At 72.4% G+C, this 18,997-nt stretch carries 17 protein-coding genes; 2 read left to right on the forward strand and 15 right to left on the reverse strand.

Features of this window, described 5'->3' with window-relative positions; all coding sequences use genetic code 11:
• Positions 1 to 103 precede the first annotated feature (103 nt).
• The 14 genes from hpnH to IF99_RS0103645 form a co-directional block, all read right to left on the reverse strand.
• The gene (hpnH, locus tag IF99_RS0103580; RefSeq protein ID WP_007819823.1) at positions 104 to 1,126 is read right to left on the reverse strand and encodes an adenosyl-hopene transferase HpnH; all 1,023 of its coding nucleotides are present in this window, start codon (positions 1,124 to 1,126) and stop codon (positions 104 to 106) included.
• A gap of 5 nt (positions 1,127 to 1,131) precedes the next feature.
• Positions 1,132 to 1,809 (reverse strand): hypothetical protein, encoded by a 678-nt coding sequence (locus tag IF99_RS0103585; protein WP_030994828.1) that lies wholly within the window; start codon positions 1,807 to 1,809, stop codon positions 1,132 to 1,134.
• Positions 1,809 to 3,788 (reverse strand): squalene--hopene cyclase, encoded by a 1,980-nt coding sequence (gene shc, locus IF99_RS0103590; protein ID WP_030994829.1) that lies wholly within the window; start codon positions 3,786 to 3,788, stop codon positions 1,809 to 1,811. Before shc ends, IF99_RS0103585 begins: the two co-directional genes overlap by 1 nt.
• Before the next feature lie 156 nt (positions 3,789 to 3,944).
• The gene (locus IF99_RS0103595) at positions 3,945 to 5,105 is read right to left on the reverse strand and encodes a polyprenyl synthetase family protein (protein WP_030994830.1); all 1,161 of its coding nucleotides are present in this window, start codon (positions 5,103 to 5,105) and stop codon (positions 3,945 to 3,947) included.
• Positions 5,102 to 6,508, reverse strand: a complete 1,407-nt coding sequence (hpnE, locus tag IF99_RS0103600; protein ID WP_030994831.1) for a hydroxysqualene dehydroxylase HpnE — start codon at positions 6,506 to 6,508, stop codon at positions 5,102 to 5,104. Before hpnE ends, IF99_RS0103595 begins: the two co-directional genes overlap by 4 nt.
• Before the next feature lie 127 nt (positions 6,509 to 6,635).
• The gene (gene hpnD / locus IF99_RS0103605; protein ID WP_030994832.1) at positions 6,636 to 7,574 is read right to left on the reverse strand and encodes a presqualene diphosphate synthase HpnD; all 939 of its coding nucleotides are present in this window, start codon (positions 7,572 to 7,574) and stop codon (positions 6,636 to 6,638) included.
• A gap of 8 nt (positions 7,575 to 7,582) precedes the next feature.
• Positions 7,583 to 8,512: a squalene synthase HpnC gene (hpnC, locus tag IF99_RS0103610; protein WP_030994833.1), complete on the reverse strand. Its 930-nt coding sequence runs from the start codon at positions 8,510 to 8,512 to the stop codon at positions 7,583 to 7,585.
• A 457-nt stretch (positions 8,513 to 8,969) separates the two neighbouring features.
• The gene (locus IF99_RS0103615) at positions 8,970 to 9,761 is read right to left on the reverse strand and encodes an ABC transporter ATP-binding protein (RefSeq protein ID WP_030994834.1); all 792 of its coding nucleotides are present in this window, start codon (positions 9,759 to 9,761) and stop codon (positions 8,970 to 8,972) included.
• On the reverse strand, positions 9,748 to 10,692 hold the full coding sequence (locus IF99_RS0103620) for an ABC transporter permease (protein WP_051703344.1): 945 nt from the start codon (positions 10,690 to 10,692) through the stop codon (positions 9,748 to 9,750). Before IF99_RS0103620 ends, IF99_RS0103615 begins: the two co-directional genes overlap by 14 nt.
• A gap of 115 nt (positions 10,693 to 10,807) precedes the next feature.
• On the reverse strand, positions 10,808 to 11,695 hold the full coding sequence (locus IF99_RS0103625) for a glycosyltransferase family 2 protein (protein WP_030994836.1): 888 nt from the start codon (positions 11,693 to 11,695) through the stop codon (positions 10,808 to 10,810).
• Positions 11,696 to 11,801: 106 nt separating this feature from the next.
• Positions 11,802 to 12,581 carry a CDP-alcohol phosphatidyltransferase family protein gene (locus tag IF99_RS0103630; RefSeq protein ID WP_199806448.1) on the reverse strand — a complete coding sequence of 260 codons (780 nt, stop codon included), beginning with the start codon at positions 12,579 to 12,581 and terminating at the stop codon, positions 11,802 to 11,804.
• The gene (locus IF99_RS0103635; protein ID WP_030994838.1) at positions 12,559 to 13,620 is read right to left on the reverse strand and encodes an iron-containing alcohol dehydrogenase family protein; all 1,062 of its coding nucleotides are present in this window, start codon (positions 13,618 to 13,620) and stop codon (positions 12,559 to 12,561) included. The genes IF99_RS0103630 and IF99_RS0103635 overlap by 23 nt, the downstream gene beginning before the upstream one ends.
• Positions 13,608 to 14,360 (reverse strand): sugar phosphate nucleotidyltransferase, encoded by a 753-nt coding sequence (locus IF99_RS0103640; RefSeq protein ID WP_030994839.1) that lies wholly within the window; start codon positions 14,358 to 14,360, stop codon positions 13,608 to 13,610. The genes IF99_RS0103635 and IF99_RS0103640 overlap by 13 nt, the downstream gene beginning before the upstream one ends.
• A complete protein-coding gene (locus IF99_RS0103645) occupies positions 14,357 to 16,255 on the reverse strand; it encodes a DUF5941 domain-containing protein (RefSeq protein ID WP_030994840.1) in 1,899 nt (632 codons plus the stop codon). Before IF99_RS0103645 ends, IF99_RS0103640 begins: the two co-directional genes overlap by 4 nt.
• A gap of 417 nt (positions 16,256 to 16,672) precedes the next feature.
• Here IF99_RS0103645 and IF99_RS0103650 point away from each other — a divergent pair, with 417 nt between their 5' ends.
• On the forward strand, positions 16,673 to 17,584 hold the full coding sequence (locus tag IF99_RS0103650) for a cation diffusion facilitator family transporter (RefSeq protein WP_030994841.1): 912 nt from the start codon (positions 16,673 to 16,675) through the stop codon (positions 17,582 to 17,584).
• 117 nt (positions 17,585 to 17,701) lie between these two features.
• Positions 17,702 to 18,298, forward strand: coding sequence for an isopentenyl-diphosphate Delta-isomerase (gene idi / locus IF99_RS0103655; RefSeq protein ID WP_030994842.1), 597 nt, complete (start codon positions 17,702 to 17,704; stop codon positions 18,296 to 18,298).
• Positions 18,299 to 18,459: 161 nt separating this feature from the next.
• On the opposite strand, the gene IF99_RS0103660 is transcribed toward idi, so the two are convergent.
• Complete coding sequence (locus tag IF99_RS0103660; RefSeq protein ID WP_030994843.1) at positions 18,460 to 18,930, reverse strand: ATP-binding protein; 471 nt, start codon at positions 18,928 to 18,930, stop codon at positions 18,460 to 18,462.
• Positions 18,931 to 18,997 lie beyond the last annotated feature (67 nt).

Here is an 18,997-nt window from a genome sequence, read left to right on the forward strand (position 1 = left end):
GCCGCGCGGCGCAGCGGAGCGGCAGGCACGGGGCCCCGGCCTCGCAGGGGTGCGAGTCCGGGGCCGCGTGGGGGCCGGTCAGGACGGGCGCGGCCCGTCACGGTCAGGAGCGGTTGCCCGCGATCGTCTCGCGGGCGGCGCGCAGCGAGGCCTGCAAGGAGCCCATGGTCGCCATGACGGCCGTCGGCTCGTAGCCGCAGTGCGCCATGCAATTGTCGCAGCGCTCGTCCTTGCCGCGCCCGTACTTGTCCCAGTCGGTCTCCTCGATGAGCTGCCGGTAGGTGGGCACGTAACCGTCGCTCATGAGGTAGCAGGGGCGCTGCCAGCCGAAGAGGGAGTAGTTGGGAATGGCCCAGGCGGTGCAGTCGAAGTCCTGCTTGCCCTCCAGGAAGTCCAGGAAGAGCGGCGAGTGGTTGAGGCGCCACCGCTGCCTGTTGCCGCCCGCGAACGCCTTCTTGAAGAGCTCGCGGGTCTGCGTGACGCCGAGGAAGTGCTCCTGGTCAGGGGCCTTCTCGTAGGCGTAGGCGGGCGAGATCATCATCTCGTCGACCTGGAGTTCGTCGTTGAGGAAGTCGAGCACCTCGATGACGGTCTGGGGGGTGTCGGTGTTGAAGAAGGTCGAGTTGGTGGTGACGCGGAAGCCGCGGCGCTTGGCCTCCTTGATCGCCGCGACGGCCTCGTCGAAGACGCCCTCCTTGGCCACCGACTCGTCGTGCCGCTCCTTGAGGCCGTCGATGTGCACGGCGAAGGCGAAGTACGGGGAAGGGGTGAACTTCTCGATCTTCTTACGGAGCAGCATGGCGTTGGTGCAGAGGAAGACGTACTTCCGCTTGGCCACCAACTGGCGCACGATCTCGTCAATCTGGGGGTGCATGAGGGGCTCACCGCCCGCGATGGAGACCATCGGGGCGCCGGACTCCAGGACAGCGCCGACGGCCTGGGCGACCGGCATGCGCTGCTTGAGGACTCCCGCGGGGTGCTGGATCTTGCCGCAGCCCTCGCACTTCAGGTTGCACGCGAAGAGCGGTTCGAGCTCGACGATGAGCGGGAACTTCTCCCGCTTGCGGAGCTTCTGTTCCATCAGATACGTCCCGATCCTGATGGTCTGGCGAAGCGGCATGGCCATCTGGCTCACCTCCTGGGGAGCAGAAAAGTACGGTGCCATTCAGAGAAAGCAGGCAGGACGGCACGGAGTACGCGGAAGGCAGATATTCCCCCGCTGACCGTGCCGATACGGACGAGTTCGTGTTCCGGTGCGTCCACCACCACCCGGACGGCGGCCACCGGACGGGTGGCGGCGGCTGACTCCGCACGGGCCGTGCGGAGCGTGGCGGCGGACTCCATGTCCACCGCGACGGCGCCCGTCTCGCGCAGCGTCGCCCGCTCGGGGCCGCGCACCACGTGGTCCGATCCGGCGAGCACCCCGGTGTGCACGGTGCGGCCGGGGATCGTACGGGCGAGCGCGGCGGCGAGCGCGGCGGTGGCGAAACACGAGGTCGAGCCGGCCGCGTCCTCGGTGCGTTCGGCGACCACGAGGTCGCCGGGGTGCATCCCGGGGACGAGTCCGGCGCAGAACCCGGTGGCGAGGACGGCGGTCGCGGGGGACGCGGCCCGGAGCGCGCGCGCGACGGCGCGCTCCGCGGCTTTGGGCCCCATGCCCGTGCGCAGCACGGACACCGCGCCGCCGGCCTGCCGCAGGGTGCGGCGGCCCCCTCCGCTGCGCAGCGCGACGTGCTCGATGCCGAGCGCGCAGGCGACGAGCAGCGGTACTGAGCCGGGATCGGTCCCGGTTCCGGGGGCCTGTGCCATCAGTTCTCCCCCGGGCCGGTGCCGTTGAGGTAGCGGCCGAGCGCCGTCACGGGGAACACCTGCCGGTACAGGTGGTAGTTGATGGAGAAGTCCCAGGGGAAGCCGGTCCCGGTGAACCAGGGTTCGTCCCAGGTGCCGTTCTCGGTCTGGGTCTCGACGAGGTACGCGACACCGCGGCGCACCTGTTCCGAGTCCCGCTCACCGGCCGCGAGCAGCGCGAGCAGCGCCCAGGCGGTCTGCGAGGCGGTGGAGTGGCCGCGGCCGTGCCAGGCGGTGTCCTGGTACGAGCGCAGGTCCTCGCCCCAGCCGCCGTCCTCGTTCTGCACCTGGCCGAGCCAGGCGACGGAGCGGCGGATCGCCGGGTGCGAGGCGGGGACCCCGGCCGCGACGAGCGCGGGGACGACGGCCCCGGTCCCGTACACGTAGTTGACGCCCCAGCGGCCGAACCAGGAACCGTTCGTCTCCTGGTTCTTCAGGAGCCACTCCACGCCGCGCCGGGTGCGCGGGTGGTGGGCGAGGCCCTCCTCGGCGAGCATCTCGACGACGTGCGCGGTGACGTCGGCCGACGGCGGGTCGATGACCTCGCCGAAGTCGCTGAACGGCAGCCGGTTGGGGAAGGGGCTGGTGTTGTCGGCGTCGAAGGCGCCCCAGGCTCCATTCTTCGACTGCATCCCCGCGTTCCAGTCGACCGCGCGGCGCACGGCCTTGTCGACCCGCGTCGCGTCGGGGTGGGCGACGCGGCGCAGCGCGAGGACCACCTCGGCGGTGTCGTCGATGTCGGGGTAGTTGTCGTTGTGGAACTCGAAGGCCCAGCCGCCCGGCGGCAGGTCGGGGCGGCGCACGACCCAGTCGCCCGGGCGCACGATCTGCTCGGCGAGCATCCAGTCGGCGGCCTTGATCATCTGCGGGTGGTCGGCGGGGACGCCGGCGTCGGCGAGCGCGACGGTGGCCAGGCAGGTGTCCCAGACCGGGGACTGGCACGCCTCGATCATGCGCGCGCCGTCCTCGCGCCAGACCGCGAAGCGGTCGAGCGATTCGAGCCCGGCCCGCAGCACGGGGTGGTCGAGGTCGTAGCCGAGCAGGTGCAGGGCGATGATCGAGTACACCGCGGGGGGCTGGATGCCGCCCCAGCAGCCGTCGTTCTCCTGGCGCTCGACGATCCACGTGGCGGCGGCGCGCATCGCGGCCTCGCGCAGGCGGCGGGGGGCCACCTTGCGGTAGCCGTGGAGCATCTTGTCGAGCTTGTGGAAAACGTTGTCCCAGCTGGCCACCGGGGGCGCCGGCTGGGCCGGGTTGGGGTCGGCCGGGTCGGTGTGCAGCTCTTCGAGCGCGAAGGGCGCGGGCCGCACCGGACGCTGGGCGCACACGACGGTGAGCGGCACGATCGTCTGGCGGGCCCAGCAGCCGAAGTCGTAGATGTTGAGCGGAGCCCACTTGGGGAAGAACATCAGCTCCGGAGGCATCTCCGGCAGGTCCTCCCACTTCCACCAGCCGAAGAGGGCGAGCCAGATCCGCGTGAAGACCCGGGAGCGGGCGACGCCGCCCTGGGCGCGGACGAAGGCGGACGCCTTGCGCATGTGCGGCGCTTCGGGGCTGTCCCCGGCGAGGCGCAGCGCGACGTATCCCTCGATGGTGGCCGACAGGTCCCCGGGCCCGCCGTAGAAGGTGTTCCAGGTGCCGTCCTCCTGCTGCTCCCCGCGGATGAAGAGCGCGGCGGCCTGGGTCGTGGCCTCGTCCCTGATGCCGAGGAACTGCCGCAGCAGGAGGTCCTCGGCGTCCATGGTGACGTTGGTGGCGAGATCGCCTTTCCACCAGCCCTCGTCACTCTGCCGGTCGAGGAGGAAGTCCACGGCTCGCCGGGTGGCGCGGGCGGTGGCCTCGACGGCTTCACTCGCCTCGGGGCTGAGGTGCAAAGGAGCACTGGCCGTGGTAGCCGGGGGCGTCGCCGCTCCGGTGCTTCCATCGGTCGTCGCTGTCATGGCTTCCCCTTCGTGCAGTCTCGATCATCTGCTGTGGGTCCGCCGTCGGCCGGGGCCGCGGCCCGCCCGGTGTCCGCCGGCAGGAGGCGGGGACACCGGGCGGGCCGCACCGGTCGGCGACTGCGCGTCATCGCTGGCATGTCCGTCTGATGGTGATCATCTCTTTCGTACGACGACGAAGTCCGCGAGCGCCACGAAGGACGCCCGCACGTGGGGGGGCATCGGGACGCTGTCGAGGGCCCCGATGGCGATGTCGAACTGCCGGCGTGCCTCCTGCGAGGTCCACTCGCGGCCCCCGGCCTCCTCGATGAGGGCGGCGCGGGCGGCGAACTCCTCCTCGGAGAACTCCTCCTGGGGCACGGAGTCGGGCCCGGTGGCGGCGGCGTCGGCGGCGAGGAGCCGGGCGAGCTTGTCGGAGGCCGGGCCGCCCGCGGCGAGCGCGGCGACGACGGGCAGCGACTTCTTGCGCTGGCGCAGGTCGCTCCAGGTCTGCTTGCCGGTGGACTCGGGGTCGCCCCAGATGCCGAGGAGGTCGTCCACGGCCTGGAAGGCGAGCCCGAGGTGGTAGCCGTAGCGCTCCAGGGTGTCGGCGGTGGCCTCGTCGGCACCGCCGAGCACGGCACCGACGGAGGCGGCGCAGGCGAGGAGGGCACCGGTCTTGTTGCCCTCCATCTCCAGGCACTCCTCGACCGTGACCCGGTCGCGGTGCTCGTAGGAGATGTCCTGGGCCTGACCGTCGATCAGCGCGCGCGTGGCGCGCGTGAGTCGGCGGGTCGCGCGGCCCGCCTCGGGGGTGCCGAGTTCGAGGAGGATCTCGTTGGCGAGGGCGAAGAGCGCGTCGCCGACGAGGATCGCCTGCGCGGGACCGTGCACCTTCCAGACGGTGTCGCGGTGGCGGCGCTGCTCGTCGCCGTCCATGAGGTCGTCGTGCAGCAGCGAGAAGTTGTGCACGAGTTCCACGGCGACGGCGCCGGGCACGCCGGTCTCGGCGCTCGCCCCGGTGGCCTCGGCGGAGATGAGCGCCAGGGCGGGGCGCACGGCCTTGCCGCCGTCGCCCGCGACGGGCCTGCCCTCCGCGTCGGTCCAGCCGAAGTGGTAGGCGGACACCGAGTCCATGGGCGGCGCGAGCCGGTCCACGGCGGACCGCAGCACCGGCGTGACGAGGGCACGGCTGCGCTCGACGAGCGCGGTCACGTCCGGGGCGTCGGCGGCGGCTTCGGCCGAGGGCACAGTCGGCACGTTCTTCTCTCCTCTGTTCGCGGTGCTGGTCTGGGGGGTGCTGAGCAGCACCCGGTCGGCCGGGGCCTCGGTGCTCATGCCGCCTCCTGGAAGTGGAAGAGGTGCGCGCCGGTGCGGCCCAGGCCGGTGAGCGCCGCGCGGGCGGCGTCGCTGCCGCTGCGCACGGCGCCCTCCATCGTGGCGGGCCAGCCGGTGTCGGTCCACGCCCCGGCGAGGTAGAGGCCGGGGGCTCGGGTGGTGTTGCCCGGCCGCAGCCCTTTGCCGCCGGGGGCCGGGTCGAAGGTCGCCGTGCGTTCCCTGGTGACGAAGAAGTCGCGGATCCCGGCGCCGCGCGCGGCGGGCAGGAGTCGCTCCAGTTCGGGCAGGTAGCGCGCGCGCAGCGTGCTGACGGGCGCGTCGATCTCCTCGCCGGCGGCCGACTGCGAGACCGCGAGGTACTGGCCGGGACCGGTGAGCCCGGAAGGGGCCGTGCGGTCGAAGACCCATTGCACCGGGCTGCCGAGCGCGGCGAAGAAGGGCTGACGCAACACCTTGCGGTCGTAGACGACGTGGACGTTGAGGATGGGTGAGGTGCCGAGTGCGGTGAGCCGCTCGGGGTGGTCGAGTGCCCCGGCGGGCAGCAGGGAGTATGCCTCGTGCTGGGCCACGGCGAGCACGACGGTGTCGGCGTCGAGCACGCCGTCCTCGGTGCGTACCCGCCAGCCGCCCCCTTCGGCGGCCTCGACGGCGCTCACCCGGGCGCGCAGCCGGGTGGTGACGCCGGCTTTGTCGAGGGCGCGGCGGGCGAGGGTGTCGTGGAGTTCGCCGAGCGGGACGTGGGCCCAGCCGATGTCGGCGGCGCCCGGCTCGGTGAGCAGCCCGGTCCTGAAGACCTTGGCGGCGAGGGCGAGTGAGGCGTCGTCGGCGCGGGCGTTGAGTGTCGCGACACCGACGAGGTCCCACAGGGCCGCGATGGTGCGGGGGCTCTGCCCGTGTGCGCGCAGCCAGCTCCCGAAGTCGCGCCGGTCGAGCTCCGGGTCGGCGGGGTCGAGCTTGCGCAGCGCGAGCGCGGCGCGCGCGACGGACGCGCGTTCCCGCAGGCTCAGGTGGGGGTACGTGGCGAGGCCCCCGGCGAGGTGCAGGGGCACCGGGGCCTGGGTGCGCCGCAGTCGTCCCAGGCGCCAGGTGTCGGCGTCGAGCACGGGGACATCGAGCCGGTCCTGCACGGGGGCGAGGTGGGCGGCGTCGATGCGGTGCAGGAACTGCTGGTAGGCGGTGCAGCAGCGCAGGTAGACGTGCTGGCCGTTGTCTACGGTGAGGTCGCCGCGCCGGAAGGAGAAGGCGAGCCCGCCGAGGCGGGGCCTGCCCTCCAGAAGGCTGACGCGGACTCCCGCGTCGGCGAGCCCGAGCGCCGCGGTCACTCCGGCGAGTCCGCCGCCGATGACGACGGCATGTCCCGCGCCGCCGGTGGGGGTGGTGGCTGAATCGGCCTGTTCGGTCATGCGTCCTCCCTGCCTGCCCCCGGGGTGGTGGCGTGCGCAGTGAGGGACGCGGACCTCAGCCCGGAGGTTGCCCGGTCGTGACCGGATACGGGTGCTTTCGCGCGGCCCTGCCGCGGGGCCCTGCGGATCATGCTTGTTCCCCGTCTCTCTGACGGGCCGCCGCCTTGGCATCGACCCCCGCGAGGCCGCGCACGGCGACGTACGCCTTCTCACGGGCCGGCAGCGAGACCCGGCCGCGCAGGACGGCGTCGGGGTCCTGCTCGATGCGGTCCAGGAGGCGGTGGTAGATCCCGGCCATGGCCGAGACGCAGGCGCCGCCGCGCCGGTCGAGCAGGGGAAGCAGCTGGTAGCCCTCGTCGAAGAGCGCACGCGCGCGGCGCACCTCGAAGTGGACGAGGCCCGGGAAGTCCGCGCCCTCGGGCAGCGTCGCCGAGCCGAAGCCCGCGGAGCAACCGAATTTGTCGAGGTCCTCGGCGGGCAGGTAGGTGCGGCCGTTCTCGGCGTCCTCGCGCACGTCGCGCAGGATGTTGGTGAGCTGGAGCGCGAGGCCGAGCGTGTTGGCGTACTCGGGGGCGCGTACGCGGTCGCGCGCGCCGGGCCGGACACCGAAGATGCCGAGCGAGAGCCGTCCGATCGCCCCGGCGACGCAGCGGCAGTAGTCGGCGAGTTCCTCCCAGGTGCGGTAGACGCGGCCCTGTACGTCCATCAGGACGCCGTCGATCAGCTCGTCCAGGGCGCCGAGCGGCACCGGGAAGCGCCGGGCGGTGTCCGCGAGGGCGACGGCGACCGGGTCGGTGTCGTCCTCGGCCACGTCCTTGGTCCGCACCCGCTCCAGGAGCGCGCGGCACTCGTTCAGCCGACGGGTCTTCTCCTCCGGCGACAGCAGGCCGTCGCCGATGTCGTCCACGCGGCGTGAGAAGGCGTAGACGGCCGACATGGCGCGGCGCTTGTCGCCGGGCAGCAGGCGGATGCCGTAGGCGAAGTTCTTCGCCTCGGCCCCTGTGACGCTCTCGCAGTAGCCGTAGGCGGCGCTCACCGCCGCGGGCAGTACGCCCTGCTCCTTCATCGTCGGACTCACCCCTCTCCTCGCAGTACTGCTCCCATCTCGCGCAGCAGCCGGGCCTTGGTGGGCTTCGGCGTGGTGGCGAGTACGTCGTTGTCCGCCTCGGCGATCGCGGCGAGGGCCGCGCGGCCCCCGGCGACGAAACCGGCGAGCAGGAGCCGGAGGCGACCGCGCACGCTCGCGACGAGGGGCAGTCCCTCGTCGAGCAGGGCGCGGGCGCGGTCGGCCTCGAAGGCGATGAGGGCGCGGACCGGGGCGCTCGCGCGCGGGGCCGCGAGGTCCGCCTCGGTGACGTGAAAGCGCGTCATGTCCTCGGCGGGCAGGTAGACGCGGTCGCGCCGCAGGTCCTCGGCGACGTCCTGGAGGTGCTCGACGAGCTGGAGCCCGGTGCAGACGGCGTCCGAGCGGCGCAGGCGCTCGTCGCTCTCCGTCCCCGTCAGGCCGAGGACGAGGCGGCCCACCGGGTTGGCGGACAGCTCGCAGTAGGCGGCCAGTTCGTCCCAGGTGGCGTAGCGGCCGACCTTCTGGTCCTGCCGGTTGGCGCCGATGAGCGCCTCGAAGGGGTCGGGGACGAGGCCGCAGCGGCGCACGGTGGGCCGCAGGGCGCGCAGCAGGGGGTGGTGCGGGGTGCCGGTGGAGCGGAAGACGCGGGCGAGGTCGGTCTCCAGCGCGTCGAGGAGGACGAGGCGGTCCTCCGCCTGCTCCTCGGGGACGTCGAGGTAGCGGGCGTCGGCGCCGCCGGGGGCGAGGTCGCCGTCGCCGATGTCGTCGACGAGACGGGCGAAGCCGTAGACGGCCATGAGGTCGGCGCGCCAGGATTTGGGCACGAAGAAGGGCGCCACCGGGAAGTTCTCCGCTCCGGCCTTGCCGAGCGTGGCGTTCTCCGTCGCGGTGGCGTGCGCCGTCCCGGTACCGGGCGCCGCTGCGCGGGGGGCGCTCATCGGCGACCGCCCGTCGCGGGGACGGCGGGTACAGCGTGGAGGCGGAGGTCGTCCGTAGCCAATGCCGTCACATCTCCCGTTCTACACTGCGCACACAAAACTCACTATTTCGGACACGCCGCCCGGCCGCCGCCCGGGCGTTTCGGTGCAGCATGTCCCTGTGTGCGGTATCGCACCACTCGTCGCGATTCGGCACCGGCACAGCTTACGTTGTACAACTCAACCGCTCGCGGCGGGGTGTTCAGCACGTCACAAGAACACACCGATTGCCGTCAACCTTCCCGACCTGCGACGTAGTTGACTGATCTTTGACCCGCACGGCCGCGCCCGGGGAATAAACGGCACCCTCCCCGGCGGCACGACGGAACCCCTGCCGGATTTGTCCGGCAGGGGTTCCGCTTTCACTCCTGATGCCGTGAAGAAGGGATGAAAAGCTCCCTTACGGCGTTTCAGCTATTTACTTACTGGTGAACTTCTCGTACTCCTTCATCACCTCGGCCGTGGGCCCGTCCATCCGCAGCTCCCCGTGCTCCAGCCACAGCACGCGGTCGCACGTGTCGCGGATCGACTTGTTGTTGTGGCTCACGAGGAAGACGGTCCCCGCCTCCTTGCGCAGCTCCCTGATCCGGGCCTCGGAGCGCTTCTGGAAGGAGCGGTCGCCCGTGGCGAGGGCCTCGTCGATCATGAGGACGTCGTGGTCCTTGGCCGCCGCGATGGAGAAGCGGAGCCGGGCCGCCATGCCGGAGGAGTAGGTCCGCATCGGCAGCGAGATGAAGTCGCCCTTCTCGTTGATCCCCGAGAAGTCCACGATCTCCTGGTAGCGGGCCCTGACCTCCTCGCGGCTCATGCCCATCGCGAGCCCGCCGAGGATCACGTTGCGCTCGCCGGTGAGGTCGTTCATGAGCGCGGCGTTGACGCCGAGCAGCGAGGGCTGCCCGTCCGTGTAGACCTTGCCGCTCTCGGCGGGCAGCAGCCCGGCGATCGCGCGCAGGAGCGTCGACTTGCCCGAGCCGTTGGAGCCGATGAGGCCGATGGCCTGGCCCCGGTAGGCGGTGAAGGAGACCCCGCGCACGGCGTGCACCTTGCGCACCCCGGGCGAGTCGCCGCGCTTGACGATGCGGTTGAGCGCCGCGGTGGCGCTGCCCTTGCCGCCCTTGGCCCCGTGCACCCGGTAGACGATGTGCAGTTCGTCCGCGATCACCGTGGGCATGTGCTCCCGGCCCGCGTTGCGTCCCTCAGCCACGGCCATACCGCTCTTCCGCCTTCCAGAAGTACACGAACCCGAAGACCCCGATGACCACGGCCCAGCCCAGCGCGAAGGCCCACACGTGCGGCGGCAGGTAGCCGCTGCCGTAGCCCTCGATGAGCGAGTAGCGCACGAGGTCCATGTAGACGGCTGCCGGGTTCCACTGGAGCACGTCGGCCACCCAGCCCGGCGCGTTGATGTCCTCCAGCTTCACCGAGAGGCTGAACATGACGCCCGAGGCGTACATCCAGGTGCGCATCACGAAGGGCATGAGCTGCGCGAGGTCGGGCGTCTTGGCCCCGGCGCGGGCGAAGATCATCGCGAGCCCGGTGTTGAACACGAACTGGAGCACCAGGGCGGGGATGACGAGCGGCCAGCGCAGGTTCGGCCAGCAGCCGGTCGCGAAGAGGATCACGACCAGCACGATCATCGAGTAGAGGAGCTGCTGGAGCTGCTGGAGCGAGAAGGAGATGGGCAGCGAGGCGCGCGGGAAGTGCAGGGCGCGGACCAGTCCCAGGTTGCCCGAGATGGCCCGTACGCCCGCCTGCACCGAGGACTGCGTGAAGGAGAAGATGAAGACGCCGGTGACGAGGAAGGGGACGTAGATGTCCTTGTCGATGCCCTTCCGCGCCCCCAGCAGCACCCCGAAGATGAAGAAGTAGACCAGTGCGTTGAGCAGAGGCGTGGCGACCTGCCACAGCTGGCCGAGCTTCGCCTGGCTGTACTGGGCGGTGAGCTTGGCCCGCGAGAAGGCCAGGATGAAGTGGCGGCGGCCCCACAGCGCACGGAGGTACGCCGGCAGTCCTGGCCGGGCGCCGCTCACCGTCAGCCCGTACTTCGCCGCCAGCTCGGAGCGGCTGAGCCCTTCGTCGGGCGAGGGCGGGGGCGTGGGTGTACTCACCGGGGCGCCCTTCTCCTGCGTTGTGTCACTCACGGGGGAACCTTCGTCTGCGGGGACTACTGCGGGGACTGCGGCTGCCGGTGCCCCGGGCGCGGGCGCGCCCGGGGCACCGGCAGCCGCCGCGGTACGGCGTGTGCGGGACAGCGTGTCAGATGATCGGCGGACGGCCCAGCCGGGTGAGCCGCCACACCGTGCGCCAGCGCATCGGACGGCGCGGACCGCAGGGCTTCGACCAGCCCTCGCGGAAACCGCCGAACCAGGCCCGCAGCGCGGCGGCGTTCGGCCGCCGCGCGAGGGTGAGCAGGAGCCACACGCCCAGGTAGACCGGGACGAGCGGCAGCGGCAGGTTGCGGCGCGCGAGCCAGACCCGGTTGCGGGCCACCATGCGGTGGTAGACCGCGTGCCGCGAGGGGGCCGTCGTGGGGTGCAGGAGCACCATGTCGGCGCGGTAGTCGATCGACCAGCCGGCGTCCAGCGCCCGCCAGGCGAGGTCGGTCTCCTCGTGCGCGTAGAAGAAGTCCCCCGGCAGCAGCCCGGCGTCGGCGAAGACCCGGGTGCGGACCGCGTTGGCGCCGCCGAGGAACGTCGTGACCTCGGAGGAGCGCATCGGGTCCGAGGCCCGCAGGCGGGGGACGTGGCGGCGCTGCGTGACGCCGGTCTCGGGGTCGGCGATGCGGAAGCTGATGATGCCGAGCTTCTCGTCGGCGAGGAACGCCTCGCGGCACAGCTCGGCGGTGTCGGTCCGCTCCAGGAGCCCGTCGTCGTCGAGGAAGAGAAGGATGTCGACCTCGCGCCCGGCCGGGCCGAAGGCCTCGATGCCGACGTTGCGGCCCCCGGGGATGCCGAGGTTCTCGGGCAGCTCGACGGTGCGGACGCCCTCGGGCACCTCGGGCACCGGGGAGCCGTTGCCGACGACGACGACCTGGACGGGCTCGCCCTCCTGCTTGGCGACCGAGTCGAGGAGCAGTCGCAGCTCCTCGGGCCTGTTGCCCATGGTGATGATGACGGCGCCCACCGTCGGCGCGGACTGACTCATGCCTGCTTCCTCTTCCTTCTCGCGCCCCGGGGCCCGGGACGACCCGGTGCCGGGAACGCGGCGCTCAACTCGCTCGTCGCACGTGTGCGCCCGTCACGGGCCGGTCTCACTTCAGCCGGCTGGAGGCGAGGATCGACACGAGGTGCAGCAGGGTCTGCACGAGCGCGATGGCGGCGAGAACGGCGATCCCGAGGCGGGTGAAGAAGAGGTCGCCGCGGATCTGGTCGATCACCGCGAGCACGATGATGAGCAGCGAGGCCTCGATGCCGAGGATCAGCCGGTGGAACTGGAGGGCGGCGGCGGCCCGGCGGGTGAGCGCCATCCCGGAGGAGCGCGGCTCGGCCGCCGCCTCCTTGACGACGGGCAGTCCGCCCTGGTGGCGGGCGACGCCGACGAGGTCGGTCTCGGCCTTGATGAGGATCGCGCCGAGCGCGGCGAGCGTGCCGAGGAAGGCCCACAGCCAGTCGATGCGGCCGGTGCCGAAGAGGTCGGCGCCGCGCAGACCGAAGCCGACGAGGACGGCGGCGTCGGTGAGGTAGGCGCCGACCCGGTCGAGCCAGACCCCGCTGAGCGAGAACTGCTTCTTCCAGCGGGCCACCTCGCCGTCCACACAGTCGAGGAGCAGGTAGAGCTGGGCCATGACGGCCCCGAGCACGGCCCCCGGTATGCCCGGCCACAGGAGCGCCGGGCAGGCGAGGACACCGAAGAACGTCATCAGGTAGGTCAGCTGATTGGGCGTGACCTTGGTGTTCACCAGGTACCGGTCTATGCGCAGCGAGATCTCGCGCATGTAGATCCGGCCGGCCCAGTGCTCGCCGCTGCGTCGGTCCTTGACCCCGGCGGGGTGGACGACGGGGCGGAGTTCAGCTACCGATGGCCTTGGCATAGTCGGCGTACGCGTCCTTGATCTGGTCTGTCGACAGGTTGAGGTGTTCGAGGATCGTGTAGCGGCCCGGTCGGGTCTGCGGGGCGAACTCGACGGCCTGGACGAACTCGTCCACGGAGAAGCCGATGTCCCCGGGCAGTACGGGCTGGTGGTGGCGGCGCAGGACCTCGGCCATGTGGCCGGCCTGCTCGCCCGCGCCGCGCAGGTGCATCGCGAAGACCGCGCCCATGCCGCACTGCTCGCCGTGGCTCGCGGCGCGCTTGGGGAAGAGCAGGTCGAAGGCGTGGTTGATCTCGTGGCAGGCGCCGGACGCGGGGCGCGAGTCCCCGGCGACCGACATCGAGATGCCGGTCATGACCAGGCCCTCGGCGAGCGTCTGGAGGAAGTCGTCCTGGCTCACGTCGCCCGGGTGGCGCAGGATCGCCTCGCCCGCCTGCCGGGCCATCGCGGCGGCGAGCCCGTCGATCGACTCCCCGGTGACACGGTGCGACAGCTCCCAGTCGGCGACCGCGGAGATGTTGGAGATCACGTCGCCGATGCCGGAGCGCACGTAGCGCGCCGGGGCCTCGCGGATGACGTCGAGGTCGATGACGACGGCGATCGGGTTCGGCACCCCGTAGGAGCCGCGGCCCGCGTCGTTGTCGAGGGTCGCGACCGGGGAGCAGAGCCCGTCGTGCGAGAGGTTCGTGGCGACGGCGACGAGCGGCAGCCCGATGCGCGCGGCGGCGTACTTGGCGCAGTCGATGATCTTGCCGCCGCCGAGGCCCACGACCGCGTCGTAGTGCCCGGACTTCATCGCGTCGGCGAGCCGGATCGCGTCGTCGAGGGTGCCGCCGCCCACCTCGTACCAGCTCGCGCCCGGCAGGGCCGGGGCCAGCCGCTCGCGCAGCCTGGCCCCGGAACCGCCGCTGATCGCGATGGCGAGCTTGCCCGACGAGGAGATCCGCTGGTCGCACAGGACGGTCGCGAGATCGTCCAGGGCGCCGGGGCGGATGTCGACGGCGAGCGGTGAGGGAATGAGCCGCGTCAGTACCGGCACGCGATCTCCCGCCCCTTGGCCAGGTCCTCGTGGTTGTCGATCTCGACCCAGCTGACCTCGCCGATGGGGGCGACGTCGATGGTGAAGCCGCGGTTGACCAGCTCCTGGTAGCCGTCCTCGTAGTAGAGCTGCGGGTCGCGCTCGTACGTGGTCTTCAGCGCGTCGGCGAGCTGCTCGGCGGCGTCGCCCTCGATGAGGGTCACGCCGATGTACTCGCCGGTCGCCTCGGCCGGGTCCATGAGCTTGGTGATCTTGCGGACGCCCTTGCCGGGCTCCACGACGACCTTCATCTCCTCGTCGGCGAGCTTCTTCACCGTGTCGAGGGCGAGGATGATCTTCTTGCCCTCGCCGCGCGCGGCGAGCAGCGTCTTCTCGACGGAGACGGGGTGGACGGTGTCACCGTTGGCGAGGATCACCGAGTGCTTGATCGCGTCCCGGCCGCACCACAGGGAGTAGGCGTTGTTCCACTCCTCGGCCTTGTCGTTGTCGATCAGCGTGATCTTCAGCCCGTACTTGGCCTCCAGGGCCTCGCGGCGGGCGTAGACGGCCTCCTTGCGGTAGCCGACGATGACCGCGACCTCGGTCAGGCCGATCTCGGCGAAGTTGCCGAGGGTCAGGTCGAGGACCGTGAGGCTCTCCTCCTGGCCTTCGGGCCCGACCGGCACCAGTGCCTTGGGCAGGGTGTCGGTGTACGGGCGCAGACGCCTTCCGGCGCCGGCCGCGAGCACGAGGCCGATCATGCGGGTTCTCCTTCGTCGTGTACGGCGGGTGCCCCTGCGGACACCCAGAAACGGATGCTCTCGAAGAGCACCACGAGGGCCACGAGCACGGCCAGGACCGTGAGCGCGGTGGCGAAACCGCTCCCGCCGAGGACCGCCGCGAGGAGGGCGACCAGCAGGGTCCTGCCCTCGTGTCCGGCGATGGCCTGAGTGAGCCAGCGGGGCGGAGCGCCGGTGCCACCGCGGATGCGGTACACCGTGTCGTAGTGATGGTAGGCGACCGCCGCCACGAGCCCGAAGGCCGCGGGAAGCGCGCCGTGCGTGTCACTGCGCGCCGCGAGCAGCAGGATCGTGCCGTACTCGGCGGCCCGCAGGAAGGGCGGTACGAGCCAGTCGAGCGCGCCCTTGAGCGGGCGCGAGACGGCGAGCGCGGAGAACAGCACGTAGACCCCGGCGCCGAGGACCGGCCAGGCGGAGCCGTAGGCGGTGAAGGCGGCGCTCGCGGTGACGGCGGCGGCGCCGAGCAGGGCGAGCAGCGGTACGCCGATCCGCGGCAGGGCGCGGCCGAGGGGGCGCAGCACGCGGGCGAAGAGGCGCGCGAGGGGGCCGGAGTCGGCGAGGTCGGCGAGGGCCTGGGCGGCGCGGTCGGTACGGGTGGCCCTGCGGGTCACCGAGCGCAGGAGGCGGCCGGCGGTGGTGTAGCAGGCGGCGAGGCCGCAGCCGACGAGCAGGACGACGAAGGTGACGCGGGGCGTGGTGCACGCGGTGAGCACGGCGATCATCGCCCAGCGCTCGCCGATGGGCAGCACGATCATGCGGCGCAGCCACACGGTCCAGCCGACCGCGTCGAGCTTGCCGGAGAGCGCGGCGGTCGGGCTCGTGTTGGCGGCGGCGTCGTGGTTGGCCTCGTTGAAGGAGAAGTCGATGACGTGGCGGCAGGTCTGGAGGACCATCGCGCCGAGCGCGAGCGCCCACACGTCGTCCCCGCCGCGCGCCGCGCCGAGGGCGAGCCCCGCGTAGTACGCGTACTCCTTGGCGCGGTCGAAGGTCGCGTCGAGCCAGGCGCCGAGCGTCGAGTACTGGAGCGAGTAGCGGGCGAGCTGGCCGTCCGTGCAGTCCAGGACGAACGAGGCGAGGAGCAGCACGCCGGCGGCGACGTAGCCGGGCCGCGTCCCCGTGGCGGCGCAGGCCGCGGCGATCAGCGCGGTGACCAGCGAGGCGGTCGTGACCTGGTTCGGGGTGAGGCCGCGGCGTGCGCACCAGCGGGCGATGTAGCGCGAGTACGGACTGATGAAGTACGTGGTGAAGAAGCCGTCGCGGGCCTTGACTGCGGAGCGGAGCCGGACCGCCTCCTCGTCGACGGACTCGACGGACTGCCGTACCTCGTTGCGCTCCTGGGTGCTCTCGGGCACGGCGGCGACGAGCGTGCCGAGGTCGGGGCGGTGCACGGCGGTGCCGTCCGCGTCCAGGAGTCCCGCGAGCCGGTCGGGCAGCGGGCCGCCGGTGTCCGTCTCGGGCAGCACCTCCGTGCGCGGGGCGCCGCCCTCGGCGGGCATCGGCCGGCGCAGGGGGTGCGCCGGCGCGAGCGCGGCCTCGTGGCCGGCCGGGGCCGCTCCGCGGAGGGCGGTGTCGAGCGCGTGGGCGAGGGCGGGGCGGGCCTCGGGCTGCGCGGTGACGGCTCCGGGAACGGCGGCGGCGGGGAACCGGGGGTCGGTGAGTCCGAGCCGCAGGGAATGCGTGTGGCCCACGAACCGGGAGTCGACGAGCGCGACGCGTTCCCCGGCGGGGACACTCGCGAGGACGCTCGGGGTCTGCGACGGTTCGGTGACGACCCGCACCCCGAAGCCGAGCGCCCGCAGCTCACCCTCCAGGGCGGAGCCGGGCACCGGCGGACCGGTGAGGATGGCGGTCGACAGAGGAACTCACTCCTTGGGGGCCGGCCCGGCGACGGGCCGGGCAGCGAAGGGGGTGACCAGCACCGCGGACCACACCGGGGGGAGCGTGATGGGCGGGCGTCGGCTGAGGTTATCCGATGCCGTGTACCGGGGGTTCACCACCCGTTCATGGCCCGAGGACCGCCGAAGCGCGTGATCATCATGCGCGATCGGGGCGCGGGTTCCCAAACGCGGCGGGCGTAACGGGACGAGCCCGCCGGAAGGCCCCACACGCGTCGAGCGCGCCCGAAATCCGGCCCCTGCGGCGAGGGGAGGAACGGGAGCTTCGGGCGGTGCCGCGCGAAAGCCGCTGCTCAGCGCAATGACAACGGTGTTCACCCTCGTGTTGCCTCAGCCCGGCCGCTGAGGGTTCACTGACCGCGAGAAGGGGAGGCATCCATGGGCCACGACCATGCGCACGGCACCGCGACGCACGCTCACCGGGGCCCGCTCCGCCTCGCCCTCGCACTGACCCTCACCGTGATGGTCGTCGAGATCGCGGGCGGCCTCCTCTCGCACTCGCTCGCGCTCGTCGCCGACGCGGCGCACATGGCGACGGACGCGCTCGGCCTCGGCATGGCGCTCCTCGCGGTGCACGTCGCCGCGCGCCCACCGAGCGACACGGCGACGTTCGGGTACGCGCGGGCCGAGATCCTGGCGGCGCTCGCCAACTGCCTGCTGCTCTTCGGGGTCGGCGGTTACGTCGTCTACGAGGCGGTGCGGCGCTTCATGGAGCCCGCGCAGACCGACGGCCCGCTCGCCCTCGTCGTGGGTGTCGTGGGGCTCGTCGCGAACTGCGTCTCGCTCGGGCTGCTGCTGCGCGGCCAGGAGGAGAGCCTCAATGTGCGCGGCGCCTTCCTGGAGGTCGTGGCCGACGCGCTCGGCTCGCTCGCCGTGATCGTCTCGGCGCTCCTCGTGTGGCTGACCGGCTGGCCGTACGCGGACACGATCGCCTCGCTGCTCATCGGGCTGATGATCGTGCCGCGCACGTGGCGGCTGCTGCGGGACACGCTCAACGTGCTCCTGGAGGCGGCGCCGCGCGGGGTCGATCTCGCGGAGGTACGGGCGCACATCCTCGGTACGCCGGGGGTGCGGGCGGTGCACGACCTGCACGCGTGGACGATCACCTCGGGCATGCCGGTGCTCTCGGCGCACGTCGTCGTCGACTCCGCCGTGCTCGACTCGGTCGGCCACGAGAAGATGCTCCACGAGCTCCAGGGCTGCCTCGGGCACCACTTCGACGTGGAGCACTGCACCTTCCAGCTGGAGCCCGCCGGGCACGCGGAGCACGAGGCGGGAAGCTGCCTGTAGGCGGGGCCCGCCCGCGCGGGCTCGGGCAGAGGCGGCCACGACGCGGGGGCAGGCGGTCGCGGGACGCGCGTGCGGTGTACGGCAGACTTGGGGGCAAGCCAGAAGCGAAGGATGCGCATGCCGATCTCATCAGCCACCGCGGCCGACAGTTCCTCCCCTTCCGCCAGCACCGAGGAGATCCTCCTGGAGCTGGTGGACGAGAGCGGGACCACCATCGGTACGGCGGAGAAGCTCGCCGCTCACCAGCCTCCGGGCCAGTTGCACCGCGCCTTCTCCGTGTTCCTCTTCGACCACGAGGGACGGCTGCTGCTCCAGCGCCGCGCGCTCGCCAAGTACCACTCCCCCGGTGTCTGGTCGAACACGTGCTGCGGCCACCCCTACCCGGGCGAGGCCCCCTTCGCCGCCGCCGCGCGGCGCACCTTCGAGGAGCTGGGCATCGCTCCCACGCTGCTCGCCGAGGCCGGCACGGTCCGCTACAACCACCCGGACCCGCTCTCCGGCCTCGTGGAGCAGGAGTACAACCACCTCTTCGTCGGACTCTCGCCGAGCGAGCTGTCGCCCGACCCCGAGGAGATCGCCGAGACCGCCTTCGTGACGCCGCGAGAACTGGCCGAGCGGCACGCACGTGACACCTTCTCGGCGTGGTTCCCGACCGTGCTGGACGCGGTGCGGCCGGCGGTGCGGGAGCTGACGGGCGGTACGTCGGGCTGGTGAGGCCGCCTTCGCGGCGGCGGTCTCCGCCGCCGCGGGGCGCTTGCCCGGCGCGGCGGGGCGCTTGCCCGGCGGCCTTCGGCGGGTGGGCCTCCCGCGCGGAGCCTCGGGGGCGGGACCTCGTGGGCGGGGGCCTCGTTACTGGGGAGCCGTCTCCGGGACCGTCATACCGGTGGCCGTCCCGTGGGCGGGGAGAGCGGCAGGGCCGCCCAGCAGACCTTTCCGCCTCCCGCGGTGTGCTCGACGTCGCAGGCGCCGCCCTCCTCGCGGACGATCTCCCTCACGAGGAGCAGCCCCCGCCCCCCGGTCTGTCCCGCGTCGGCCTCCAGCGCGGTGGGGCGGTAGGGGTGGTCGTCCTCGACGGCGACCCGTACCCAGTCCGCCCCGGCGGCGACCTCGACGCCCAGCTCGGGTGAGACGACGGCCGCGTGCCGGACGGCGTTGGTGACGAGTTCGGAGACGATGAGCAGCAGGCCCTGGACGAGGTCGGGGGCGAGCGGGACGCCCTGGCGGCGCAGCAGGTCCCGTACGGCGTGCCTGGCCTGCGGCACGGAGACGTCGACGGCGGGGGCGGTGAAGCGCCACACCCCCTCCCAGGGCTTCGGTGCGTCCCCCGCGTTCCCGTCCCTGTCCATGCCCGGCTCGTCGTCGCGTTCGGTAGTCACCACGCGCCCGAGTGTCGGCACCTCGCAGGTCTCCCCC

Origin of the sequence: Streptomyces sp. NRRL F-5630, from assembly GCF_000719475.1 — a bacterium.
Classification (GTDB): Bacteria; Actinomycetota; Actinomycetes; order Streptomycetales; family Streptomycetaceae; genus Streptomyces.